The sequence below is a fragment of the Pseudonocardia benzenivorans CB1190 genome (assembly GCF_000196675.2).
GTDB classification, from domain to species: Bacteria; Actinomycetota; Actinomycetes; order Mycobacteriales; family Pseudonocardiaceae; genus Pseudonocardia; species Pseudonocardia benzenivorans.
On record NC_015314.1, the window covers coordinates 107,075 to 131,208 of the forward strand.

22 protein-coding genes and 4 pseudogenes are annotated in these 24,134 nt (G+C 72.0%); 7 read left to right on the plus strand and 19 right to left on the minus strand.

What is annotated here, in order from left to right; translation table 11 throughout:
* Positions 1-719 precede the first annotated feature (719 nt).
* Entirely contained in the window at positions 720-1,727 is a 1,008-nt protein-coding gene (locus PSED_RS34080; RefSeq protein ID WP_013678760.1) for a hypothetical protein, read from the plus strand.
* Between the two features lie 219 nt (positions 1,728-1,946).
* On the opposite strand, the gene PSED_RS34085 is transcribed toward PSED_RS34080, so the two are convergent.
* The 7 genes and pseudogenes from PSED_RS34085 to PSED_RS34105 form a co-directional block, all read right to left on the minus strand.
* Positions 1,947-3,176 (minus strand): CaiB/BaiF CoA transferase family protein, encoded by a 1,230-nt coding sequence (locus PSED_RS34085; protein ID WP_013678761.1) that lies wholly within the window; start codon positions 3,174-3,176, stop codon positions 1,947-1,949.
* Entirely contained in the window at positions 3,173-4,231 is a 1,059-nt protein-coding gene (locus PSED_RS34090) for an enoyl-CoA hydratase/isomerase family protein (RefSeq protein WP_013678762.1), read from the minus strand. The genes PSED_RS34085 and PSED_RS34090 overlap by 4 nt, the downstream gene beginning before the upstream one ends.
* A gap of 78 nt (positions 4,232-4,309) precedes the next feature.
* Positions 4,310-4,630 (minus strand): annotated as a pseudogene (locus PSED_RS35435) (CoA transferase); the annotation flags it as partial.
* 25 nt (positions 4,631-4,655) lie between these two features.
* Positions 4,656-4,826, minus strand: a pseudogene (locus PSED_RS35845) (CoA transferase); the annotation flags it as partial.
* Positions 4,804-5,475 carry a CoA transferase gene (locus PSED_RS35440; RefSeq protein ID WP_083845524.1) on the minus strand — a complete coding sequence of 224 codons (672 nt, stop codon included), beginning with the start codon at positions 5,473-5,475 and terminating at the stop codon, positions 4,804-4,806. The gene PSED_RS35440 and the pseudogene PSED_RS35845, both read right to left, overlap by 23 nt.
* 177 nt (positions 5,476-5,652) lie before the next feature.
* The gene (locus tag PSED_RS34100; protein ID WP_041763336.1) at positions 5,653-5,982 is read right to left on the minus strand and encodes a hypothetical protein; all 330 of its coding nucleotides are present in this window, start codon (positions 5,980-5,982) and stop codon (positions 5,653-5,655) included.
* Positions 5,983-6,002: 20 nt separating this feature from the next.
* Complete coding sequence (locus PSED_RS34105; RefSeq protein WP_041763338.1) at positions 6,003-6,452, minus strand: Tn3 family transposase; 450 nt, start codon at positions 6,450-6,452, stop codon at positions 6,003-6,005.
* A 325-nt stretch (positions 6,453-6,777) separates the two neighbouring features.
* Between PSED_RS34105 and PSED_RS34110 the strand changes: the two are divergent.
* A pseudogene (locus PSED_RS34110) lies at positions 6,778-6,990 on the plus strand (transposase); the annotation flags it as partial.
* Positions 6,991-7,064: 74 nt separating this feature from the next.
* Positions 7,065-7,491 (plus strand): annotated as a pseudogene (locus PSED_RS35880) (transposase).
* A gap of 106 nt (positions 7,492-7,597) precedes the next feature.
* Here PSED_RS35880 and PSED_RS34120 read toward each other — a convergent pair.
* The gene (locus PSED_RS34120) at positions 7,598-9,010 is read right to left on the minus strand and encodes an IS1380 family transposase (RefSeq protein WP_013678763.1); all 1,413 of its coding nucleotides are present in this window, start codon (positions 9,008-9,010) and stop codon (positions 7,598-7,600) included.
* Positions 9,011-9,251: 241 nt separating this feature from the next.
* On the opposite strand from PSED_RS34120, the gene PSED_RS34125 reads away from it, so the two are divergent.
* Positions 9,252-10,853 carry an FAD-binding oxidoreductase gene (locus tag PSED_RS34125; protein WP_013678764.1) on the plus strand — a complete coding sequence of 534 codons (1,602 nt, stop codon included), beginning with the start codon at positions 9,252-9,254 and terminating at the stop codon, positions 10,851-10,853.
* Positions 10,854-10,882: 29 nt separating this feature from the next.
* Here the strand turns inward: PSED_RS34125 and PSED_RS34130 are convergent, their stop codons facing one another.
* The 4 genes from PSED_RS34130 to PSED_RS34145 all read right to left on the minus strand — a co-directional run bounded on the left by PSED_RS34130 (position 10,883) and on the right by PSED_RS34145 (position 13,952).
* Positions 10,883-11,344 carry a MinD/ParA family ATP-binding protein gene (locus PSED_RS34130; RefSeq protein ID WP_049803818.1) on the minus strand — a complete coding sequence of 154 codons (462 nt, stop codon included), beginning with the start codon at positions 11,342-11,344 and terminating at the stop codon, positions 10,883-10,885.
* A 580-nt stretch (positions 11,345-11,924) separates the two neighbouring features.
* Complete coding sequence (locus PSED_RS34135) at positions 11,925-12,812, minus strand: tyrosine-type recombinase/integrase (protein WP_041763341.1); 888 nt, start codon at positions 12,810-12,812, stop codon at positions 11,925-11,927.
* 122 nt (positions 12,813-12,934) lie between these two features.
* Positions 12,935-13,303 carry a hypothetical protein gene (locus PSED_RS34140; protein ID WP_013678766.1) on the minus strand — a complete coding sequence of 123 codons (369 nt, stop codon included), beginning with the start codon at positions 13,301-13,303 and terminating at the stop codon, positions 12,935-12,937.
* Positions 13,296-13,952, minus strand: coding sequence for a hypothetical protein (locus PSED_RS34145; protein ID WP_013678767.1), 657 nt, complete (start codon positions 13,950-13,952; stop codon positions 13,296-13,298). Before PSED_RS34145 ends, PSED_RS34140 begins: the two co-directional genes overlap by 8 nt.
* A gap of 173 nt (positions 13,953-14,125) precedes the next feature.
* Here PSED_RS34145 and PSED_RS34150 point away from each other — a divergent pair, with 173 nt between their 5' ends.
* The gene (locus PSED_RS34150) at positions 14,126-15,433 is read left to right on the plus strand and encodes a hypothetical protein (protein ID WP_143771210.1); all 1,308 of its coding nucleotides are present in this window, start codon (positions 14,126-14,128) and stop codon (positions 15,431-15,433) included.
* A gap of 4 nt (positions 15,434-15,437) precedes the next feature.
* Positions 15,438-15,824: a hypothetical protein gene (locus PSED_RS34155; protein WP_013678768.1), complete on the plus strand. Its 387-nt coding sequence runs from the start codon at positions 15,438-15,440 to the stop codon at positions 15,822-15,824.
* Positions 15,825-16,209: 385 nt separating this feature from the next.
* Here PSED_RS34155 and PSED_RS34160 read toward each other — a convergent pair whose 3' ends face one another.
* Positions 16,210-16,395: a hypothetical protein gene (locus PSED_RS34160; protein WP_041763345.1), complete on the minus strand. Its 186-nt coding sequence runs from the start codon at positions 16,393-16,395 to the stop codon at positions 16,210-16,212.
* Between the two features lie 391 nt (positions 16,396-16,786).
* On the opposite strand from PSED_RS34160, the gene PSED_RS34165 reads away from it, so the two are divergent.
* Entirely contained in the window at positions 16,787-17,587 is an 801-nt protein-coding gene (locus PSED_RS34165; protein ID WP_013678770.1) for a hypothetical protein, read from the plus strand.
* 31 nt (positions 17,588-17,618) lie between these two features.
* Here the strand turns inward: PSED_RS34165 and PSED_RS34170 are convergent, their stop codons facing one another.
* From PSED_RS34170 to PSED_RS34195, 6 genes are all read right to left on the minus strand, one after another.
* Positions 17,619-18,158, minus strand: coding sequence for a hypothetical protein (locus PSED_RS34170; RefSeq protein ID WP_013678771.1), 540 nt, complete (start codon positions 18,156-18,158; stop codon positions 17,619-17,621).
* A gap of 16 nt (positions 18,159-18,174) precedes the next feature.
* Positions 18,175-19,374, minus strand: coding sequence for a DUF1173 family protein (locus PSED_RS34175; RefSeq protein WP_407692855.1), 1,200 nt, complete (start codon positions 19,372-19,374; stop codon positions 18,175-18,177).
* A gap of 128 nt (positions 19,375-19,502) precedes the next feature.
* A complete protein-coding gene (locus tag PSED_RS34180; RefSeq protein WP_013678773.1) occupies positions 19,503-20,396 on the minus strand; it encodes a hypothetical protein in 894 nt (297 codons plus the stop codon).
* Positions 20,397-20,432: 36 nt separating this feature from the next.
* Positions 20,433-22,385: a type IV secretory system conjugative DNA transfer family protein gene (locus tag PSED_RS34185; protein WP_049803820.1), complete on the minus strand. Its 1,953-nt coding sequence runs from the start codon at positions 22,383-22,385 to the stop codon at positions 20,433-20,435.
* A gap of 131 nt (positions 22,386-22,516) precedes the next feature.
* Complete coding sequence (locus tag PSED_RS34190; protein ID WP_013678775.1) at positions 22,517-23,488, minus strand: hypothetical protein; 972 nt, start codon at positions 23,486-23,488, stop codon at positions 22,517-22,519.
* Positions 23,475-23,834: a hypothetical protein gene (locus PSED_RS34195; RefSeq protein WP_041763350.1), complete on the minus strand. Its 360-nt coding sequence runs from the start codon at positions 23,832-23,834 to the stop codon at positions 23,475-23,477. Before PSED_RS34195 ends, PSED_RS34190 begins: the two co-directional genes overlap by 14 nt.
* Positions 23,835-24,134: the final 300 nt, after the last annotated feature.

A 24,134-nucleotide genomic window follows, 5' to 3' on the forward strand; every position in this document is an offset into this window, starting at 1 on the left:
CCGAGCACGGGATCTCTCGCGCCCGGGTTGTGGCCGCACTGGTCGAGGCGGGACTGGCCAACCTCGACCTGGTGCAGTTCCCGAAGCCGGCGCGGAAATCTCAGCAGGAGTTGCCTCTGAACAAGGCGTCCTAGACGAGAACGAGGCGGCCCCCGCCACAGGGGCCGCCTCGGTTCGTTCTCGCGTCACTCGGAGCTCACCCGAGGTGACGCCGTAGCCCCGGCGAACCGGGGCCTATCCCTCCGACCAAGAAGGGGCGCTTTCGCGTGTCCAGGATACATCCTGGGCCGGGGAGTCGTCACGACCGACACGGAGCGAGTTCGTCGTGCCCAGAACCAGGCCTGTCCGCCTCGCCGGCGGCTGGAACCGGGTTCTGCATCCGTTGCTACGAGCACGGCGCGTTCACCCTGGTCCGCGACGTCACCACTTCCGGCCCCGGCCCGGCTTCGGAGCTGTGCCTGCTCCACGAACTCCCCCTCGGCGATCAGCCCGACGCGGCCTCATACGGCATCCGTGCCGGCAGCGCGCCGCGCCGCACACCCCGCGGCCGGGCCGCCCGCAACCCGGCGGGCCCGACCACCGGGCCCGGCCGGCCCAGCCGGGCGGTACCGCCGAGATCGCGGGCGCGGGCCCGTGGCCGCGCCCGGGCCCGCGCCCGGCACGCGTGTGCCTTTACCCCGCACCCGGGATGGCGGAACTTCATCGACCACGACTACCGAGTGCTGACCTCCCAACCCGAAGCCCTCCAGCACCTCGCGCGACTGGTCGACGACGAAGACTGGCGCACCGACAAACGCGCCAGCTGGTCAGCGATCCTGCGCCGCCTGGTCTGCCACATGGACTGGGAGACCGGCCTGATCACCGGGCTGACCGCCCGACACCTCGCCGCGGCCGGAGCCCGGGCCGCGCGCACCGTGTCCCGCGTACTGGCCTGGGCCCGCGAGATCGGCCTGCTCGTCGTCGTCGAGCCCGGCGCCAGTGCCGAGTTCCTCGGCACCGACACCGGCCGCACCCCCACCTACGCCCTCGTGACCCACACCCCGCTCCCCCACCTCGCCGGCCCCCAGCACGACGAGCAGCCGGGCACCTTGTCAGCAGGTCAGTCCCCTGTGGAAGAAAGTGGCGACCTCCCCACTACTCCAGTGAGTACTAAGCCCTTGACGGGCGGCCGACGGACTCACCTCACCTCCGAGCGCAGATGGCACCCCTACGACGTCCCCGGCACCCCCGCAGCCAGAAACGCAGCAACCCTCACCCTGCTCTCACATCTCGGCCTAGGAGGCCGAAGAACCGGCAAGATCGAGATCTGGCGAGCCCGGGCCCTGCTCAAACCGTGGTGGGACCAAGGCGTCACCGTCACCGGGCTGCTGCACGCCCTCGAATACCACCCCGACCGGCCCGACCACCGCCGCGGCGACCTGACCTCCGGGGCACGGGATCCGCTGCGGATCCTCGGAGCACGTCTGCGGCCCTGGCACGGGCGCCTCGGCGAAATCCGGGCCGTACAAATCGGACGCATGCGCGCCGGGATCGCCGCGAAGCCCACAGCCAAGGTCGACCCTGCACTGCTCGACCGTCCCGCCGGCCGCGGCGCCAGACGTGCCGCACAAGAAGCGCTCAGCGAGCACCTGCGGCACCTGCGCGAGGCCCGCGGCACCCAGCACGGCCACCGCCCGGAGGCGGCCGTGCTGCCGCGCAGACTGCGCCGCCCCCGGATCAAACGATGACCACCACGACGCGGTCGACCGAGGTGGGTCGCTGACCGGCAGCGGGCGATGGCCGCGCTGCCCGGGTAACCGGGCGAGCAGGCACTCCGCCGCCCAGGCGGCGCCTGGGCGGAGTGAAGACGACTCGAGGGGGGTACAAGACGTCCGAGCCAGCACAACTCGGGCTTCGGTTTCAAGCCCCACGCCTGACCGCAGGGTAGATCCGTGCCGTTTTCTCGGTCAGAGGTAGTTGCGCGCATAGGCGTCGGCGACTTCGTCATCGCGAGTCCGGATGGCGTGCTGGGTGCTGAGCTCGGCAATTTGCTCGCGTCGGAAACCGAGGTCGGTGAGCACGTCGACGGTGTGCTGGCCGAGGTGGGGTATCTCGGATGGCGCGGCCGCGACGCTTCGAGACAGGCGTGCCGGGGAGCCGACGACCTGCGTTGGAATCTGACCGGGAACCTCGACGTCGGCCAGAAGCGCGTTGGCTTCCACTTGTGGGTGGCGTAGTGCTTGATCAAGGGTGAGTAGGGGCGCGCAGAGCAGGTCCGCCTCGTCGAAGTGGGCGAGAGCCTCTTCGGTGGACAGTCGCGCGACCAGTGGGGCGACTACGTCGTTGACCACCTTTTTGTTGCGTGCCTGGAGCCCGGCGGTGGTGAGGTCGGGCCGCGCGCTCAGGTCCGGGATCGCCAGCGCTGCACATACCTGGCGGACGGGGTTGTCGTGGAGGAGCCCGAGAACGGTGATCGCGCCATCGGCGGTGCGGAAGACGCCGCTGTAATGCTGGGCCAGCCAGTTCAACTCCGCGCCGTACATGGTGCGGGCGGCCGCCTCCAGTCCCTGCATCGCCACGGCTGTGTCGAGCAGGTTGACATTCACCTCCTGGCCGAGACCGCTGCTGCCGCGTTCGAGTAGCGCCGCGAGGATGCCCTGCACCAGCTGTGATGCCGCTCCGTAGGCGACGTGCGCGGTCGGGTTCAGCCGCGGCGTGCCGGCATCGTCGCCGGCCGCGCCGGCGAGCCCGCTCATCGACTGCGCGAGCAGGTCGTGGCCAGCCCGATGCGCCAAGGGGCCGGTGTGCCCGTATGCGGTGATGCCGGCGACGATCAGGCGCGGGTATCTCTCAGCGAGACTCGGATAGCCCAGACCGAGGCTGCTGAGCGCGGCGGCGCAGCAGTTGTGCACGAGCACGTCGGCGTCTGCGATGAGCTGGTGCAGGACGTTCATCCCGCCGTGGGTCTCGAGGTTGAGGACGATGCTGCGCTTGTCGCGGTTGAGCGCGACGAAGGGGGCCGAGACGCAGTCGTTCTGCGAGGCCTGACAGTCCAGGACGCGCATCCGGTCGCCCTGGGGACCCTGCTCGACCTTGATCACCGCGGCCCCGAGGTCTCCGAGGGACTGTCCCGCGAGGGGCCCCTCCATCAGGTCGCAGAGCTCGACGACCCGCACACCCTGGAGGGCGCCGCTCACGACGAGCCCTCGCCGACCTGACTCCGGCTCGGCCCAGCTCGCCGCGGGCCGTCCGTCAGCCTGGTCCTCACCGGCATCTGTCCGCGGTTCCTACCGCCGGTATCCCTTGGCCCAAGTGCTGCAAGCAGCCCGACGGGGCCGGACCCGAGCACTACCGTCGCTGTCCGGACGGCGAGCCACCTGTCCGCCCGGACGCAGGGGCCACCTCCGATGTGGAACCCTGCCGCCCCTGAACGTCGCCGCTGTTGGGCAGCGACGTCAGAGCGACAGCGGCGCATCATTCGTCGGTCCCCCGCAGCGTCCGCCCAGGCATCCGCTCCGCGGCCGACTGCGGGTGCCCCGAGCCGTAGGCGACGGTTGACATGTACATCCTTGCGTCCGCGGCGCAACGGGTGCCGGATCCAGGACTCGACGATGCCCTTCTGCAGGGCCATCGAGCTGGGGTGCGTGGAGTCCGCTAGATCCTGGGCGAATACTATGGTCTGCGCGGCCGCCCCTCCGGCGGCGGTCACGGAGTGAACCATTCCCCACTGCTGGGCGAGCTCGGCGCTGGCCGTACGGCCGGTGAGCACCATCCACCGCGCCCGGTTCAGCCCGATGATCGACGGGAGCAGGGCCCCGTGCAGCGGAGTCGGAGCGCCGTTGAGGACCTCGGGCTGACCGAAGGTGGCCGAGGTGTCGGCGAAGACGAAGTCACAGGCGGCCGCGAGCACGCAGCCGGTGCCCAGCGCCCACCCGTGGACCGCGGCGACGACGGGGACACGGCTACGCATGATGGACTCGTAGAGCGCGTTCTCGACGTACTGCATCTCCAGGTACTGCTCGACGTCGAGGGCCGACATCTCCTCGAGGTCGGATCCCCCGCAGAAGGCTGCCTCACCCGCCCCCGAGAGCACGATCGCTCGACTGGTGGAGGCACGTCCTGCGATCGTCGCGGTCAGGGCCTGCTTGTCCGCGATACGTAGAGCGTTGCGCGCTCGGGGCCGGTTGATCGTGAGGTGCAGGACATCGCCCTGGAGCCGAGTGGTAATCGATTCGCCGTCGTGCTCAGCCATGACATCTCCCCAGGAACGTCGCCACGGCCGGTGTTGGCCGCGTGCTGCCGGATGGAATCCGCGACATGTTCGACTCGCCTACTCAGGCCACAGCTCACGGGCGAAGTGCTCGCCGAGCCGGGGCGCCGGGCCCGCCGGACCCACTCGCGAGTTCCGCATCCTGAACGGGGTGTTGACCACGGACACCTCTCCCTTGACAGGGTCCGGGACCCTGACGAACGAGTTGCGGGAACGGGCCAGGTCGCCCTCGGCCACATCCTTGACCTGCTCGATCGGGCCGGACGGGACACCCGCCTCGGTCAGGGCAGTCAAGGCGTCGTCGCGGGTGTGCTGCAAGGCTACCCACCGCTCGATTCGCTTGCGCACCTCGTCCTTGTTGGCCAGACGCAGGGCGTTTGCTCGACAGGTCGAGGTCGCTGCCGCCGATCTCGGCCGAGATCAGGTTGTCCAAGCGCTGCCACAGAGCCTCGGTGGTCGCGGCGACGACGAGGTAGCCGTCCGGTGCGGCGTAGACGCCGTAAGGGATCACGGCGCGGTGCTCGAGGCCGTTGCGGGTCCGATTGACCTCGCCGTCACCGAACTCGACCTCCTGCAAGGTGGTCTCGTGGAAGGGCAGGGTGCATCGAACAACGAGACGTCGATGTAGTCGCCCTGGCCGTCGGTGCGGTCCCGCTTGTAGAGGCGGTGAGGATCGCGCTGTAGGCGTGCAGACCAGCGGAGACATCGGCCAGGGCGATCCCCAGCGGGACGGGCGGCTGGTCGGGGGCGCCGTTCATGTCGATCGCGCCGGCCCATCCCTCGGCAACGATGCCTTGACCGGCCCGGTCCGCGTAGACACCGGTGGCGCCAACGCCGAGACCGAACACGCCACCAGGCCCGGGTTGTCCTGACGCAGGTCCTCGTAACTCAGGCCCTTCTTGGCCAGGGTTCCGGGCCACATGTTCTCGATCAGCGTCGGCCTTCAACGCGAGACCGCGGACCAGTGCGAGATCGTCGTCGTTGCGAAGGTCAGCGACGACGCTCTTCTTCCCGACGTTGAGCCACATGAAGTAGCCGCTGTGCTCGTCGCTCAGAATTGCGGGCAACCCCCGCGAGGGGTCACCGTGGGGAGATTCGATCTTCACGACGTCGGCCCCGGCATCGGCGAGAAGCCGACCGCAGTAGGGCGCAGCCAAGATCTGCCCCATCTCCAGGACCCGGACCTCGCTCAGCGGCGCTTCTGACTGCTGATGCTGCGCTTCCACGATTGTCTCCTCAACGGTGCGGGCGGTCCCGGCGGCCGGATGACGGCGATGTCGTTGGGCGTCACAGCCCTAGGTCGATCGTCGGGCGTTGCCGGGCGGTAGAGCACTGGCGGCGAGGCGGTCGCGTTGAACGAGTCGGCGCGGATCGACCCTGCTCGGGCTTCACCCTTCACCCGATCAGATCCGGGAGGGATCGACCGCTCCATCGAGGACCATGAGCGACTCGAGCAGCATGTAGCTGCCGAACACGAGTTCCACGTCGTGGGTCGGCTTGTCCTGGGGCCGGCTGTCGGGGCGGCGTCTGAAGCAGCCGCCTCGAAGCATCCCCTGCGGGAAGCCGGCGTTCCCGTCGACAGCGAGGTAGTCCTTGACCAGCGCGGCGGCCGTGTTCTCCGCGGCGACCCGGTACTTGCAGCCCTCGCCGTCCTCACCCAGCAGCCGAGCCAGCTGCAACAGCGCACTCGTGGCCATCGCGGTCGCCGCGGTGTCGCGGCCCCTGACCGCCACCCTCAGGATGATCGTGGTGTTCAGAGAACAGCGCGGCGGCCGTGTTCTCCGCGGCGAGTCAGCACGCCGCGGCCGCCGTAGCGGGCGTGGTACTGGGTGAACAGGTTCTGGTCGAACGCCTCGAAGTGGGTCGAGTCGGAGGCGACCGCGCCGGTGCCGGCGCCCCAGACGAGTTCGCGGCGGGCGGCGAACGTGGCGTCAGCGATCGCGGCGGCCAGTGAGCGCGCGCCGTCGACGGTGAGGTAGCGGCTGCGCACGTAGCGCAGGTCTTCCTCGCTGTGGTCGTGCTCGCCGGCGGCGACCGCGCGCAGTCCGAGGTTGGTGCCGTAGCCGAAGATGCACAGGATCAGCCGCTCGGCCAGGGCGGTGCGGTCGATGCCGGTGCGGGAGCCGGCCGGAGCGAAGTAGTCGACCAAACCCACCCGTAGCGCGGTCTCGGTAAGCATGTCCAGCAGCGGCACCAGCCCCACCGACTGCGCAGCTCGTCCTTCAGTGCCCGCAGGTTCCGCGGCTCCGGCACCGGCTCGAGCGGGGACAGGGTGATCCGGCCACGACCGCGGGAGCTGATCGACAGCCACGGCAATTCGGGCAGCGCGTCGTGCAGGTCTTGCAGGGCGTGGATCATCTCCCTGCGTAGCGGTTCGATGAACTCGCCCGGATCGTGTGGGGTGCCGAGCTCGCGGTAGTAGTGCTCGCGGCGGTCGTCGAAGTCCTGCGGGAGGTCGTGGTCGGGGTTGCGCCAGCACGTGCCGGACCAGCTGCGCCGCAGCATCACCTGGGACTGCGAGTAGTACGGTTGAAGGCTTAGCAGCGCCGTTCCGCTGGGAGCGGGTACCGGTACCGCGGCCCGAGCGCGCGCCGCGGTACCGGTACCCGGGCCGCAAACCCGCCGATGGCCGCGCGGCACTGGCCGGGATCGTGTTCGTACTCAAGACCGGCATCACCTGGAACCAGCTCCCGTCCGGGCTGGTGGGCTGTTCGGGAGTCACCTGCTGGCGGCGGTGGACCGGGACTTCGTCCGGGAGGGCCCGAACCAGCTGTGGGTCACCGACATCACCGAGCACCCGACCCGGGAGGGCAAGGTGTACTGCGCGGTGGTGCTCGACGTGTACTCGCGCCGGGTGGTCGATCGACGCCTCGCCGACCGCGGCGCTGGTCACGAACACGCTCGGAATGGCGATCGAGTCCCGGACCCCGCCGGCCGGTGCGGTGATCCATTCCGACCGCGGGGCCCAGTTCGGGTCCTGGGCGTTCACCGACCGGGCCAAGGCCTCCGGGTTGGTGCCGTCGATGGGCAGCATCGCGGACTGCTTCGACAACGCCGTGATCGAGTCGTTCTGGTCGCGCATGCAGGTGGAGCTGCTCGACCGGCGGCGGTGGAAGACACGGATTGAGCTGGCCAACGCGATCTTCGAATACCTCGAGATCTGGCACAACCGACGCCGCCGGCACAGTGCTCTGGGATGGTTGTCACCGCTAGCCCCGGTCATTCACGTCGGCGCTGATTGATCTTGGAGTCGCCGGAAGTGCCGGGTTCCGGCGTGTGGGCGTGCGGGACCGTCCGGCCTGCTGTTCTGCCGGGTGCTCCGTGCTGATCGTCGGGCGGTGGGGCCGGTCAGCCGGCCGGGACGGGCAGGGCGTGGAGCCGTTCGAACGCGGTGGCGAGCTCGCCGGCCCAGGGCCAGGTCCGTTGGATCCGGACGCGCAGTCTGCGCCCGCCGCGGACGACGCGGGCGGCGACGTGCAGGAGCCGGTAGCGCAGCGTCTTCGGCTCGGCGCGGGCGAGGTCGCCGTCGAGCAGCAGCCGCTGGGTCCAGGCGAGCAGGTCGACGGCGAGCCCGACCACGGTCAGCCAGGCGGAGTTGATCGCGAAGTCCCGCGACGGGAAGTGCCCGAGCCCGGTGTCCTTGCCGGTGCGGATGCGGTCCTCGACCCGGGCGTGCGCCCGGTGGCGGGCGTCGAGGAAGGCGAGTTGTCCGGCGCGGGTGTCGGTGGCGAAGCAGGTGTAGCGCCAGCCGTCACGGGTCTCCATCAGGTCGAGCTGGGCGCCCGGGTGCGGCCGCTCCCGGCGGACGATCACCCTCGTGCCATCCGGATAGCCGCCCAGCGCCGATGCCGGAAGCAGTCCGGTGATCTCGGCCAGTCCGGCGCCGTCCCGCCGTTCGCCGTCGGCGTCGACCGCGTCGGCCCACACCGTCTTCGGCACCGCGGCGATGGCGGCGCGTTCCCGGTCGGTGATCGACCAGCCGACCGAGAACCCGCAGCTCACCGACTTCTCGCGCAGGTTGCGGATATGGGCGAGGAACGCTCTGGTGCAGCCTGCGGTGTCGGCGCGCACCAGGATCTCCCGGCCGTGTCGGTGCTGGTCGGGGATCTGGGCTAACGCCTGGTCGAGCACCTCGATGTGGTCGGCGGCGGTGTTCGCGCCGGCGTTGCCGCGCCGCAGCGCCCCGGCGAGGAACTCGCCGGTGTTGTCACAGAACGCCAGCATCGGGTGATACCCGAACGACCCTTTGAACGTGGCCGCGGCCTGCTCCTTCTCGGAGTGACAGACCACGATCGAGGCGTCGAGATCGATCACCAGCACCTCACCGAGGTCTCGCCCGACGACCCGCGACGGCGGAAACGCAGACCCGTGGGTCTCGGCGTGCTGGGCCCACACCACCTCCCGAGCCCGCGCCCGGGCCGCCGCGATCGCCGCGAGTGCCTGGTCGTCGAGCTGATCGAGCAGCCGCCAGCACGTCGAGTCCGACGCCACCGCACCGAACACCGCGCCCTGGTCGGCCAGCACCGCGATCTCGGAGATCGTCGTCGCGCCATCGGCGACCGCGACCGCCAGATCGACCAGGATCCGGCCCGGATCATGCCGGGTCCGCGGGCGACGCAGACCCGCCAGCACCTCCGACAGCTCCCCGGTCAGCGTGGTCCGGTCCGCGACATCGGCCAGCAGACGGGACCCGACATGCGACACCACCCCGTCACCGTCGGCAGACACGATGATCTTCGGACGCGTCGATGTAGCCTGCACCTGGAAAGTGCCTCCTGTGACCGGCGAACAGAACCTTCAGCAAGCTCTGTCCTACCTGGTCACGAGGCACTTTCCTCGTTCGGGGTCCCCATCAGCCCCCAAGATCATGAAGAGCCGGGGCTAGAGTTCGAGGCTCAGGAGAATAAGATCGTCGTGGCCTAGATTCCAGCCGCGCAACTCCGCTGAACCCAGGGCGCCCCACGGAATCCGGGAAACCGGGGGAACCTTCAGGAGGTAGCAGTTGAGCGGGACAGGCACGCGGTCGTGGTGGGGCTGGGGCACGACCGAGGACGCCGTCGAAGGCGACGAGCTGGACGCGGTGGTCGAACGGGCACGCGAGCTGGCTCCGCACGCGACCTTGGTGGATCACCCGCCCCCGGCTGTCGCGGACCTCGACCTGCCCGAGCCGCGGGTCGCCCCGCCCGCTTCGCTGGCGAAGCTATGCTCGACCGATCCGGAGGACCGTGCCGGACACGCGCACGGCAAGAGCTTCCGCGACGTCGTCCGCAACCTGCACGGCGACCTTCGACACGTGCCGGACCTGGTGGCCCGCCCGAACACCGAGCCCGAGGTGACCGACCTGCTCGACTGGTGCGCCGCCACGGGCTGCGCCGCGATCCCTTACGGCGGGGGCAGTTCGGTGGTGGGCGGAGTGGAGCCCCGCTTCGACGGCCGCCCCGCCGTCACCATCGACCTGGGGTGCATGGACCAGGTGCTGGAGACCGAACGCACGAGCCGCACCGCGCGCATCCAGGCCGGAGTGCTCGGCCCGGCGCTGGAGGACCAGCTGCGCAGGCACGGGCTGAGCCTGCGACACTTCCCGCAGTCCTTCGCCTTCTCCTCGCTGGGCGGCTGGCTCGCCACTCGAGCCGGCGGGCATTACGCCACACGGCTGACACACATCGACGACATGACCGAAGCGCTGCGCGTGGTCACCCCCGTCGGCGTCTCGGAGTCCCGGCGGCTCCCCGGCTCCGGCGCCGGCCCCTCCCCGGACCGCCTGTTCCTAGGGTCGGAGGGCATCCTGGGCATCATCACCGAGGCCTGGGTGCGTCTTCAAGACCGCCCACGGTGGCGAGCCGGCACCTCGATGCACTTCGAGACGTTCGACGACGCCGTCGACGCCACCCGCGCCGTCGTTCAGAGCGGGCTCGACCCCGCGAACTGCCGTCTGCTCGACCCCGCCGAGACCTTCCTCAACACCGGACGGTCGACCGCGGGCGGGATGCTCGTGCTCGGCTTCGAATCGGCCGACCACCCCGTCGACACGTACCACCGGCGAGCGGTGGAGCTCTGCCGCGACCACGGCGGCACCGTGCCGGACGAGGTGGCCACCGAGGGCGCGGAGCGCCCCGAGGCGGCGTGGCGGTCGGCGTTCCTGCGCATGCCCTACCGCCGCGACGCGCTGGCCCGTCACGCCATGATCGTCGAGACCTTCGAGACCGCCTGTACCTGGGACCGGTTCCCGGCCCTCCATCAGGCCATCACCGGAGCTGCCCGGCGCGCGCTCCGCGACGTGACCGGGGGCGGCGTCCTGACCTGCCGCTTCACCCACGTCTATCCCGACGGCCCGGCCCCGTACTACAGCGTCTACGCCCCAGGCCGGTGGGGAAGCACCGTCGCGCAGTGGGACGAGATCAAGACCGCGGTGTCCGAGGCGCTCCTGGCCCACGGCGGCACGATCACCCACCACCACGCGGTCGGCCGGGATCACCGACCCTGGTACGACCGGCAGCGTCCCGACCCGTTCGCGAGCGCCCTCACCGCGACCAAGCGCACCCTCGACCCGGCCGGCGTTCTCAACCCCGGCGTTCTCATCACCCCGTCGGAGGGCAGCGCCTGAGCATTCTACGACGTGTGAGCCGGCGCGGCTCAGCGGGCCGCGAAGTCGTCCGCGATCGTCGCGGCGATCTCCAGGAACGTGTGCCGGGTCGGTTCGCGCAGCGCCTCCAGGTCGATCCGTCCCCCTGCCGCCAGGCGCGGGTCGGCCGGGATCGCGTGCACCGCCCGGCAGCGCCGGGCGAAATGGTCGTGCACCCGCTGGGCGTCCACCTCGGGGCTGCTGCGGTCCTGGCAGAGCACCGCCAACCGCGTTGTCGACGTGTCGCTGGTGGGGCCGTGCGCGGACAGCCAGTCCAGGGTCTTCCCGGTCCGGCTGGCGCCGTCCACGGTGGTCGCGCCGACCACCACGAGCGTGTCGGCCAGCTCCAGCGTGCCCTCCATCGCCGAGTGGACCATGCCGGTGCCGGAGTCGGTGAGCAGGATGTTTTTTCCGGGCTTTCCGGGTCGTGCCCGGTCGAGCGGGTGGGCGAGTGTTCGGTGGGCGGCGCTCATGCCAGCTCCCGGATGTTCGTCGGTGATACGGGGGCGGTCTGAGCTGGTGGGGATGGGGTGGAACTGCTCGGCGACATGCGCGGCGAGTTGCAGGTAGGCGTGTCGGGTGTCGGGGGGGGGGCGGTGCTGTCGCAGAAGCTCGCTCGCGCGGATCTGGCGGTGCTTGAGCACTACGGCGACCCCCGCACGCTGGTCCCCGCCGGCGAGCAACTCGACACCGGGATCGCCGAGGCCTCGGCCGGGCGAGGCGATCCGGGGCAAGGCCGACGCGTTCCGGGCAGTGGCCGGTTCGGCGTGCGAGCTCTATGGCGACAGCGCCGCGATCGCCTTCGACGTGCTCGCCGACGAGATCGCTACCGAGATGCGGCTGCTGCGCGCCACCGAGACCGAGCGGGACCGCCACGCCGCGGCCCGCGAGCAGGACTATCGCCACGTCGATCCCGACCAGCTCGCCCGCAGCCTGCCCGGGCTCGGCGCCATCGGCGCACCGATGCTGGTCTCGGTGCTCGGCGACCCGGACCGCTTCGCCCGCGGATCTTTGCGGACCCTGCGGGGGCCTGGCCGGCAGGCGCCGGATGACTCACTCGCGCTGCCCCTCGGCGTAGTAGGCAGAGACGGCGTAGGTGGCGTGCCGGTCGAGGTTGTGACGGGAGCGGTCGTAGGCCCTGGTGGTGCGAGGGTCGGCGTGCCCGGCCGAATCTTGCACATCACGCAGCGATACTCCGGCGTCCAACGCGGCGGTGACGAAGCCGTGCCGCAGGGTGTGGGGGTTGATCCGGTCGGCCTGCGGGAGCTCGGCGCGGCGGGCCAGGCGCCGGATTAGGCGCCAGGCCGCGGGTTCGTCCATCCGCCGACCGGTGCGGGTCATGAACAGTGGCCCGGTCTCGCGGCCGTCGAGGTAGACCTGCAGCGCGTGCACCACTGGTGGGGCCAGCGGGGCGGTAGCGGTATGGCCGCCTTTGCGGCGTAGCCGCAGGACCTGGTGCCCGCGTTCGGTCTGGAGGTGGTCGACGTCGCGGGACAGGGCCTCGTCGATGCGCAGCCCGTTGTGAGCGAGCAGGCTGAGCAGGGCGTGCGCGCGGGCCCCGTCGGCGGCGGCCGCCGCGAGTAGCCGGGCGACCTCGTCGCGGGCGAGTCCGGTGCTGGTGGAGTCCTGGCCCAGGCGGGGGCGGTGGACCCCGCCCAGCGGGGAGCGGTCCAGCAGGTCTTCGGCGATGCCGTAGGCGTAGAGCCCAGCCAGTGTGGCCAGGCGGCGGGCCACCGTGGATTCGGCGGCCGGACGGCCGGTGCGGGGACTGGGTGCGGCCATCGAGGCGACGTAGGCGTCGATGTGGACCCGCCGCGCCCGCAGCGCGTCGACATGGTGCTGGGCGCACCAGGCCAGGAAATGGCGGATGTCGCTGCGGTAGGCGCGTCGGGTGTGTTCCGATCGCTGGCCGAGCAGGAACGCCGTTACCAGTCGGGGCAACAGATCATCCGAACCGCGAGCAGCCGGCGCGGCAGCGACCGGGAGGGAGCCGGGCCGGGCCAACTCGGTGGTCGGGCTCGGCGGGGCAGCCGGGCCCGCCGGCTCGGGCTGGTGCGGGCCAGTCACCGGAGTTGGCCGTGGTAGACGTAGGTGTCGGTCTCGGTCAGCCAGGCCAGGACCTCCTCGTGGGCGGCCAGCGCGGTCCGCAACGCCGCCGCGGTGGCCGCGTCCGCCTCGGAGGCAGTGCCCTGGGCGGCGCAGCGGGTGTGCCCGCCGAGTTGCTCGCGGATCCGCGCGGCCAGGGTCTCGATGTCGGCGACGCTGAACCCGTCCAGGCTGGCGCGGGTGCGCGCCTGCAGTTTCTCCGTGGCCCGCGGGTCTGCGCGCCGGATCCGCGCCCGTCGGGCCTCCGCGCCCGGCTCGTCGTCCCCGGCGATCGGAGGTGGTGCAGTGGCGGAGGAGACCGCGTGCAGGTGCCGGTGGCTAGCCATCGTGGAGTGCTTCTTCAGTGCCGGCGCCGGTGCCCGGGCCGGGTGGAGCGGGCAGGGCCGGGGCGGGCGCACGGGGCCGCCGCAGCAGTTCCCACGGCGAACCGGCCGTCGGGAGGTACTGGTGGTGGAGGTAGGAACTCTCGCGGTCGCCGGACAGCGGCGCGGTCTCGAAGCGGATCAGCCCGGGCACGCTCGGGTGCAGCGTCCACCCGGTCACCAAGCGGGCGGCGACCACGAACCCGGAGACCGCCCCCAGGATCGGCAGGGCCAGCCCGGCGCACAGGTCCGCGGTGGCCGCCCCGGTGCGCCACCAACCCAGCCACGCCGAGGCCGGCGGCGGGCTCACCGCGTCCCAGCCGGCCACCGCGCGCTGGTTATCCGGATCGTGGTCCGGGCCGAGTGGGCGCAGGCCCACCGCCAGGGCGTAGGGCTCGGTGCCCGGCCCGTACAGATGCTGCGGCAGCTGCGGGTAGGCGGCCAGGGCGGCCAGCGCGGCGGGGTCGAGCAGCAGCGTGCCGCCGCGCCCGCGCCCGTGCACCGCGGCGGGCAGCACCTTTGCGTCGATCAGCTTGCGCACCTGGTAGGCGCTGCGGCCCAGCGCGCGCCGCGCCTGCGGTGTGGTCGCGAACGCGGGCAGCGCGGTCGTCATGGGACGTCATCGTAGCCCAAGACCGAGTCGCTGACCGCCCCCGTGGGCACCTTAGCGCCCACTGAGTACATAGCAGGATAAGGGGCATTATCCTGTGTTCATTACGTAGCGTTGTGCAATAACGCAATCAAACGTTATTGACACAACGCAACACGTGCGTTAGCGTGTTCGGCATGAGCGAGGGCGAGCAGACGCGCGAGCACAGCGGCGGGGCCGGCGGTGGTGTCGACGGGGCCGGGCTGCTGGAGCGGATCGCCTGTCAGATGCCCGGGATCCCGGGCGGCTGCCCGAACGTAATGGAGCAGTACGCCGGCACCGGTGGGCGCAAGCCCAAATACTGCGGCCAGACCGTGGACGGGGTCCCGCACACCCGCTACACCGCCCTGCGGGTGCGCGAGGGCAAGCTGACCCTGCCCGCTCCCGGCTCACGCCCCGACCACGAGCCGGCACCGGTGCGGCCGGTGTCCTACGCCCGCGCCTCAATGGAAGCCCTCGGCGGCGAGCTGCGCGACCAACTCGCCGCGCACCAGGCCTGGGCCACCGACTTCGCCGACCGGGTCGGCCAGCAGCTGGCTACCGCCACCGACCCCGACGCCGCCGCCGCCGAGATCAGCGCCGCGCACCGCGACGCCCGCACCCGCATCGACGCCGCCGAGGCCGCCCGCGACGACGCGGCCGCCCGCGCCCGGGCCGCCGAGACCGCGGCCGCCGCCGCGGCCACCGCCGGGCAGGAGGCCGAAGCCGTCGCCGAGACCGCACTGGCCGACGCCGACGACGCCGCCGCCGAGCGCGACCAGGCCCAGGCCGACCGCGACGAGGCCCGACAGCAGCGCGACCAGATCCACGCCGACCGCGACCAGCTCCAGCAGCAGCTCGAGGCGACCCGCACCCGGCTGGCCGAGGCTGAGCACGCCCGCGACGACACCGAGACCGCCCGGGCCCGGCTGGCCGACGACCTCGAGCAGGCCCGTACCGAGTTGGAGCGGCTGCGCGCCACGCACGAGGAGGTCACCGCCGAGCGCGACCAGACCAGCGCCGAGCTCGCCGACGCGCGCGAACAGGCCGAGAGCCAGCAGCGCCGGGCCGAGACTGCCGAACACGACCGCGATACCGCCATCACGGCGGCTGAGGAGCTACGTGCCGAACGCGATCAGGCCCGCGAACGCATCGAACAGGCCGCCCGCGAGGCCGGTGACGCCCGCACCGCCCAGGCCGTCGCCGAGGCCCAGAACCAGGCCCTGACCCGCCAGCTCGAGCACGACATCGCCACCGAACGCGCCCACGCCCAGCAGCGCCTCGACGACCAGGCCACCCGCCACGACCAGCAGATCACCGAACTCCGCACCCAACTCGCCACCGGGCCGCCTGAGCCGGCCCGAGGCGAGGCCGCACCGACCGCGACACGCCGGCGACGCGCCAGCCGCCGTTCGCCGGTGGGCACCGACGCGCCCCAGGAGCCACCCGAGCAGCCGCAGGAGTAGCACCATGACCACCACTACCCCGGCCCGGTCGGCCAGCTGCGCGGCCACCCCGACCGCGCCCCAGCGGGCCCGAGCCCTCCAGCTCGCCCGCGCCCACCGCGCCGCCCAGGCCACCCACCGGGCCGCGCTCGCCGCCGAACACCCCGGGCCACTGGCCGACGCCGAGGCCCGGCTCCAGGGCATCACCACCGCACTCGGCCAGGCAGCACACCCCGCGCTCGCCGCCGCTCTCGACGCCGAAGCCACCACCGGCGCCGTCCTGCAATGCGTGCTCACCGCCGACGACGACACCTCCGCCGCCGAGCTCGAGGACGCCCTGGCCGACTACCAACACCGCCGCACCGTCGTCGACGCCCTCCTCCCCACCACTGGCCCGACGGCCCAGGTCTGAGCGCACCTCCCGCGGCCAGCACCAAACAAGTACGACCGGCCGACCGGCCACACGTGTGCACGCCGCCGCGCTCGGCCCATCCGCGGGGGGCAGACCCGCACTGAATCCGAGGGAAACCCGCCTACCAGCGCAGCCCTGGCGGGACCCCGCTGAGGGCAGCTGAACACCGAGGCGCGCACCAGCGAGCTGTACGCGCTCGCCCCGGGTGTCCTGGACACAGCCGGGATGCGGCTCGACCAGCTCCCCGCCCAGACGCGGCGCGGGATGATGGCCGCGGCGCGGAAGCTCCTCGACGACGACCGGGGAGAAACCCGGCGAGCCCGATCACCGACGGCGACAGACACTAAACCGGCCGGCCGAGATCTGGGTTCCGCGGTGTGGAGGATCAGCCAGGTTCGGCTTCCGTGTGCTCGGTGATGCCGGGAGGGCAGAACGTGACCCGGGTCCCGGCCTCCCGCTCGCCGTCGGTGACGACGTCGCCGTCGACCCTCACCCAGCCCTTGCGGAGCCGCTCGGTCGCGGTGTCGGGATCGATGCCGGCTGCCTCGATCTGTTCCCGCACGGTCGCCACACCCGCTAGCGTAGGCGGCGCGGCCGGGACCTGTTGAGCGTGCTCCGGCGCCCGGCCGCCCAAGCTACGATCGAACACGCGGGCCGGTTTCCTAGGATGTGCTGGTCTGCCCCGCCTTCGGCCCCCCGCCCCACCTGCCCCCTGACGGGCGCCCGGTGCCGGGGCCGTCGCGCATCATCAACTCTGATGATCGGTTCGCAGAACAGGCTGGACACGAAACGGTGCCCGGCCCGGCGGGTATGTGACTACTCCGTGTGGCCCGGGACGGGCACCGGCCGGAACCCTAGCCGCACATCCCGGAGCGGTGCAGCAACAGCCCCCGAGTCAACAATTCTGGGTATGTCCAGGTCAGGCGGTAACCACCACCGGAGGATCGGCCGATTGGTGGTATGTGACTACTTCGTACCTGCGCCACCTCACCACACTCGCGATCGGCGCCACCCTCACCCTCGGCCTGGTCTCCGCCTGCGCCACCCCGCACACCACCGACGGCTACATCTCCGAGATGCGCGCCGAGATGGACGACTACGAGTCCCGCAACGTGGCCGACTCGCAGATCGTCATGATGGGCCAGGGGATGTGCTCCTACCCCGAGTCGCTCGAGCCTGCCTTCTACCAGAACGAGTACACCAGCCCTGCCCAGCAGGAACGCAGCGCTGCGCACGCAGAGATCACCAAGCGGTACTGCGACGTCCTCCCACCGATGACCACCCCCATCAACGAGACCGACGCCGGCATGTACGAAGGCGACACCGGTCACACGGGCGACCTGAGCGGCAGCGCGCAGCCGGCGGCGGCACCCATCGAAACTCCGGTCGTGCTCAACGAGCCCAACGCGATCAACTATGGCGGCACCGAGAACGTCGTGGAGTGGACGCTGACCAGCGTCGACCGATGCAACGAGAAGCTCCGCCTCGGCGTCACCATGAAGACGGGATCCACCTACACCCCGGGGACCGACGGCGCCTTCCACGACGCCGAATACATCGGCACCGACGGCGTGACCCATGACCCCGACCTGTACATGACATCCGAACCGTGCGGCGAAGACCTGCCTCTCGCCTACGACGGGAAGCCCGGGAACACCTACGTGGGGTACGTGACCTACGACGTCCCCGTCGGGAAGGCGTCCACGCTCAAGATCTACGGCACTGACGGGGTGACCCGCACTCTGGACATCACCGGGAAATAGCAGCGGCGGGTCCGGACACCCCCGCTCCCGGTTACTCCGCGGGGAAGGCGCCCGCGGTGAGCGCGGCCTCGTAGAGGAACTCCTCGACCCACCGGTCCGCGCTCACGCGCCCGAGGCTGTCCGGCCGGGCCTCGGCCGCCACAACCGCCGGGCCCGGGTCGAGGCCGGAGACCAGCCCCACACCGGCGAAGGCGCACTCCCACCGGCAGTCCTCATCGGCGCATGCCGTCCCCGTCGGGTCCAGCAACGCCGCCGGGCCGAAGCCGTACCAGCGGCGCGCCTCACCGAGGGCGCGCCGCCACGATCGCCCGACCGGGAACAGCGCGCCCCGCAGCGTCAGCGCCGGAGCGGGGCCATCCGACTCAGGCCACTCCCAGATCGCGAGAACGTCCTCGTCCAGCTGCGGCAGGAACCCGTGCGCCCGGCGCGTGCGGTGCACCTCGAGATCCAGCTCGACGACGGGCCGGCACCGGCAGCCGAACAGCTCCACCGGCGCAAGTACCACACCCCGCCATCCCAGGGCGGCGGCCGCCGCGATACCGCTGGCCTGTCGCGCGGAGTGTTCGACCATTTCCCCCACCTCTCCCTCAGTCGGACGCCGGCTCCGCCGCCGGGCGTGTCACGTCCGGTAGCGGGCCGCGGGTGTCCCAGTCGAGCAACGGGACGCCCTCCGAGCGGTAGTGGGCGATCTTGGTCTGCTGGCGGGCCGCGTACTCCTCCCGGCCGAGCATGCCCCAGACCTCGACCACCGTGGGCGGGTCGGTGTCGGTGAGCACGAAATCGGGCAGCACCACGGCGGTATCGGCGTCGTAGCGCAACGGCTTGGTGAAACTACGGCCCGCGCCGGTCAGGGCGTCGGCCATGACGACCTCGTGGGAGGAGTCGGCCGGGATGAACCCGGTGTTGGTCAGCATCACCGCCGCCGCCACCGCGGAGAGGTTGCCGCGCTCGCTGCGCGTCACCAGCGCCAGCACGATCTGCTCGGCCCCGGCGGGCAGCGGCTGGGCCATCGCCGCCGGGGCCGCGCGCTGGATACGCGCGTGCAGCGCGGTCGAGAAGTACAGCGGGGTGCGGTGATGGCGCAGCTCGCAGCGCTGCCCGTAGCGGGTCGGGGTCCAGGACCGGACCGCGCCGAGCATCAGCCCCCGCCGCACCATCCCGTCCCGCTCGCCGAGGCGGGCGGTGAACCGGTCGAACGCTGCCTGATGCCGGTCCGGAGCGGCCGGGTCGAACGGCGGGATCACATAGCAGCTCTCAGCGAGCTCCACGCCCGCCGCCGATACTCCGGCCGTGGCCGCCTGCACGCGGGGACTACAGCCCGCCCAGCCCGGCCGGCGATCCTCCCGTGCGGTGCCGTCCCAGGTGCTCAGCCCGCCGCGATCCCACAGGTAGTGCAGGACACCGAGGAGGCTCATCCGTGATCGTGCGGCCCCCGGCCCGGTCGGGGCAGGTGCGCCGGTCGGGGTGTCGGCGGCCGCGGTCCGCACCCGCAGCGGCACCGACAGCGCCACGGTGGCGCTACCGTCGGCGGCCTCGTCGAGGGCACCGTCGTGGTAGTGGCCCCGGCCCGACCACGCGGTCCCGTCGTTGTGGAACTCGCAGCGCTCGGCGTGCTCACCGCCGCCGCCGGGCCAGCAGGCCAGGTAGTAGACCCCGGACCGGTGGCGGATCACCAGCCGGGGCGCCGGCGCGACGCACAGACACCACCCGCAGCCGTCGGTGACCTTGGCCTGCTCGACCAGCGTCCGGTACGCGCCCGGCGTGCGACGCAGGGCCGCCAACGCCACCTCCCGGCCGGCCAGCCGCACCCGAGTTTGCGGGGCCGAGCGGGCCGGGCGGGCGGCGGTGTGCCCGCGACTGCTGCCGCGGCGCCCGCGTGTCGCGGGCGGACGTCCTCGGCCGTGCCTCACCGCGCTCACCTCTCCTGGTCCGGGTCGGCGCTGTCGGGATCGGGGGCGGTGTCGGCCCGCCGGGCGTCGAGGAAGTAGTCCCACCAGCAGTCCCGGCTACTCACCGGCGGCGGTGTGGCCTGGTCGAGCAGCGGCGGACCGGAGCGCGCGGCATCGAGATGGGCGTCATCGTCGTAGCTGCGCCGCGGTGGGAACCGTTCCGGCAGATACCGCGGCCGATCGGGCGCGGTATCGCTGGTCAGCAGCGGTGGCGGGTCGCCGCGACGTTCGGCCGCGTCGAGCTGCTCGTGGTGTTGGCGGCGTTCCTCCTCGGTGAGCCGGTGCTTGCCGGGCGCGCACTCGCGGCCGTCGATCGCCGCAGCCAGGTTCGTCAGCGCCGCGGGTAGCCACCGCACGTGCCATTCCGCGACCAGGTCCGGGCGGGTATCCGGGGCGCTGGAATCGACATGCAGGGTCCGCAGCCAGGCCAGCTCGCGCACCGCCCGCGGGTGCACCGGCCAGCAGTCCGGCAGCTCGCCGCGGGAGAGCCGGTAGTCGCGGTTGAGGACATCGGCCACGAACGCGCCCAGCGCATCCCACGCCGCGTGCCGGGCGCCCGGATCGAGCTGTGACCAACGCAGCGCCGGGGTCAACGACAACGCCTCATCGTCATCATCGGGGCCCCCGACCCCGCCGGCGGCCTCGACCGCCCCGGCCAGGCCGGCCACCCCGACCTCGAGATCGTCGACCCGCGGGGAGAGCCGGGACACATAGTCGGCGAGCTCGGCCACGTGCCCCGAGGTCTCGCCCACCTTCTGCGTCAGCTCGCGCAGCTGCTCACCGACCTGCACCGCGAACGGGCGCCCCCGCCCGGCGCCGTCGGCTCCGGTCGGGGGCGGACCCGGCCCGTCACTGGTCACGATCGACTCCCCTCATCCACACCGACCGTCCTGGCATCATGCGGCCGCCTGCCCCGCCGCGTCCCCAGAACCACTCTCCATGGTGGACGGCGCGGGCTCCACCAGTGCCGGAACATTCGGTGCCGGGAGCAGGTCCGTGCGCGACCACACCGGAGTGATCCGTACGACCGTGGCCGGGGTCGCGCGATGGATCAGCACCGCATGCCACTGCGGCAGCCGCCGCACCCGATCCGGCGGACACACCCGCACCCGCTCATACTTCTCTGAGCCGTCCCCGGTCGGGGCGGGTTCATGCCGGTGCCCGCACAGCGTGGAGACCTTCTCCAAGTCGTCGTCCAAGGTGAGTCCGCCGTAGACGAGCTTGACGTTGGTGGCGTTCCAGATCGTGTCCATACCGCGGGCGCCCCACCGCTGCGCCAGCTGCGAGGGCGACTGCACCGCCCACTCGATGTGGATCCCACGGCCGCCGGCGTCGGCGACCCACCGGTCCAGCGGGACCGGCGTGATCAGCGCGGCCTCATCGAGGAACAGCCCCAGCGGCGGGTCCAGGCGGCCCTTCGGCCGGGTGGCGGCGACCCGCTTCGCGGTCTCGAACACGTGCCCGGTCAACGCTGCCAGCAGCGGCGCCACCGTGGCATGCGCCCGATCCGAGCCGACAAGGAACACCGCGCCCTGGCCGGACACGAACGCCTCGGCGTCGAACTCCACCGCCCCCGGGCCGGGGGTGGCCAGCGCCGCGATCTGCGGGTCGGTCATGAACTGCACCGCCCGCGACAGCGTCATGAAGATCGAATCGCGGGTCTTGCGGGCATCGGTGGCCAGTATCTGGCGCAGCGACTTCACCGTCCCGGTCGGGACGGTGCCCTGCGGGGCGCGCTGCAGGATCACCAGGGCCTCGGCGGCACCGCCCTGGCGCGGATCGCTGCTCGGGTCGAACACCCACTGCGCCACCGTGCTCATGTCCCGCCCCGCCAGGTCGGCGGCCATCAACAGTGCGGCCAGCACACTGGCCGACCAGTCGTCCCACCGGTCGCCGTCGTCGTCGCCCGATGTGGCCGCGCCGACCATGTGCCCGGCCCGCTCGGTCGCGGTCTGCGGATGCGCGCACCCGGCGACCGGGGACCACCACACCGACGACCCCAGCTCTCCCAGTCCCTCCGGATTGAACAGCCACACCGGGCCGCGCTGCGCGCGGCCACCGGCGCAGTGCTCGAAGAGGTCGACCTTGGTCGAGGTCGCCAGCACCGGTCCGCAGTGATCGAGAATGTGATGGCCCATCAGGGCGGTCTTGCCGGTCTGCGGGGGCGCGACCTGCCCGATCACGTCCCGGTGCGCGCCGTAGCAGTCGGTGCCCAGAACCGGGCCGACCACCGACGTGCCCAGCCAGGTGCCGCACTCCCCCACCGGCAGCCGCTCCACCCGCCCCGGGGCGGGACGCGCGTCCGTGCCCGGTGGGGTGACCCGCGCGGCCAGGCTCGGGCGGGTCGCGACCGCCGCGGCCCGTACCGAATGCGCGGACAGGTGCCGGTGCAGATCCCACCAGCCGGCCCAGCCGTCGGTGCCGAACCCGGTACGCACCCGGCCCCGCACACTGTGCGGATACACCGCCCGCGCGACCGGCACTGCCAGGACCAGCGCACCGAGTACGAGCTGCGCCGCGGCCACGACCATCACTACCACCGCCGGTAGGCACCACACGCCCACGCCGAACACCAGCCCGGCGAGCGCGATCACGCCGCCGCGGCCGCGTAGACCCATCACCGAACCGACGACGATCAGCACCACGGCCACCGCGGCGGCGGTCGCCGTCGGCCAGTACAGCAGTCCGACACCCTGGACCAGCCAGAGCAGCGCACCGAGCTGGGCCGGGGCCCGGCACAGCACCGGCGCGGCTCGGTGCGCGGCGTGCGCCCACCCGGCCGAGGACACCATCGACCGCAGCACCGGCAACGCCGCCCACCACCACGCCGACGAGGCAGAGCGGGTCACCGCAGCCCGGGCTGCGGGCGCTCGACCGCGGCGCGGCGGCGAGACAGCCGGCGGCCGCTCTCCGTCGCACTGCTCCGGGCCGAGGTCGGAAGGCGCCGCGTCCGGGTCCACACTGCGCAGCTCTGTCCTGCTCACGCTCCCACCTCCACACGATCGGCCGGGCGGGACCCGACCAGCACCAACGCCCCACCCGGGGCCTCGACCTCGTGCTCTACATCGGTGTCCAGGTCGGGGAGCTCGAGGCGGCGGCGGGCCTCCTGCAGAGCACGACGCCCATTGCGCGGCGACTGACCGAAGATCGCACCGACCTGCTCCCCGGTCAGGTCCTGAGCCGCAACCAGGCCGTCGCGCAGCAGATCCATCACCTGCCCGACCCGGGCCTCCGAGTCAGCGGCGAGCAGCTCCTCACGCTCCCAACGCCGCTGCCGCGGCGCGGGAGTGTCCTCCGCCAGACACTCCGGCGGTGGCGTCGTCTCGGGGTCGACCACCACAGGCTGGGGCGAGGCAGGCTGCTCCGCGGCCACAGCCTCGCCCACCGTGACCGGCTTCGCCCGCAGTGACGGATCCGCGGCGGCCGCGGCGTAGACCGCGGCCGTGAGCCGGTCCCGCAGGCCCGGGGCCGCCTCGGAGGCCACGAACACCACCAGCGGCGGCACCGAATGCGCCAGGATCATCGCCACGTCGGGGTGCGACCACGCCTCCCAGGTGTTCATGGCATACGTCGCACCCACCGTGGTCCACCGGGTTCGCCGCGCCCATGCGGTGCTGGCCACCTGCCACCGCGCGGTGATCTGCTCGGCGCGGATCACCGCGATCAACACCAACGACACCATCGGATCCAGCAGCCACGCCGCAGTCCACTGTGGCGACCACGCCAGTGCGTCCCCCGCGGCGAACTCCTGCACGTTGGTCATGCAGAACGCCAACCCCAGGATGATCCCGGTCCACATCAGCCAATCCACCTGCGTGCGGACCCGCTCGACCTGCAACGCGATCACATCAGGATTGGTCGCCAGCGCCCGCACCCGAGCTGCCCGCTGCGCCTCCAGCGCGAGCTGCTCGGCCTGCCCACGCGCCGTCTCCACCGACTTACGCGGCGACATCGCTCGGCCCCACCGTGCCGGCCACCCTGTCCCGGCGCGCCGTACGGGCACGCAGCCCCCGCAGCCACGACGCCGCAGCCCGGCGCGAGCGCCGCGCATCGGGCGACGCCAGCTCCGGTCCGGGGACAACCTCCACCGCACAGCTCCGGCACGGCACACCAGCCGGCACCGTCAACGCCACCGGCCCGATCACCGCACCACACACCGCCCGATACCAACCGTGCACGCTGCCCGCGCTCAAGTCCTCCGCGGCCACCTCGTGCTCAAGGCCGTCCTCGGTCGCCGTCATCGGCTCCGTCCCGCCCGAACGCAGCGCTACCGCCGGCACGGCAGGGTCGGTGTCCACCAGGTGCTCACCATGCGGCGGCGCGGCCAGAGACAGATGCGTACGTGCCGACGGGGTGGGCTCGGGCCGCGAAGCGCCCCTTGGGATCCTGGACATGGGTCGTACTCCTCGGACTCGAAGGCTGGGTTGTGCGATCCACGCCTCGGCCGGTGTTGCTGCACCGGCCGAGGCTCCCTCAAGACTAGCGAATATTCCGAATATTCGCTAGTCTTCGGGTCCTGTTGGCTGCTTAAGGAGGCGAGCTGGCTGATCAAGGCTCGTTTCGCGGCGCTGCTGTGCCAGCTACCCTCCACCGTGCGT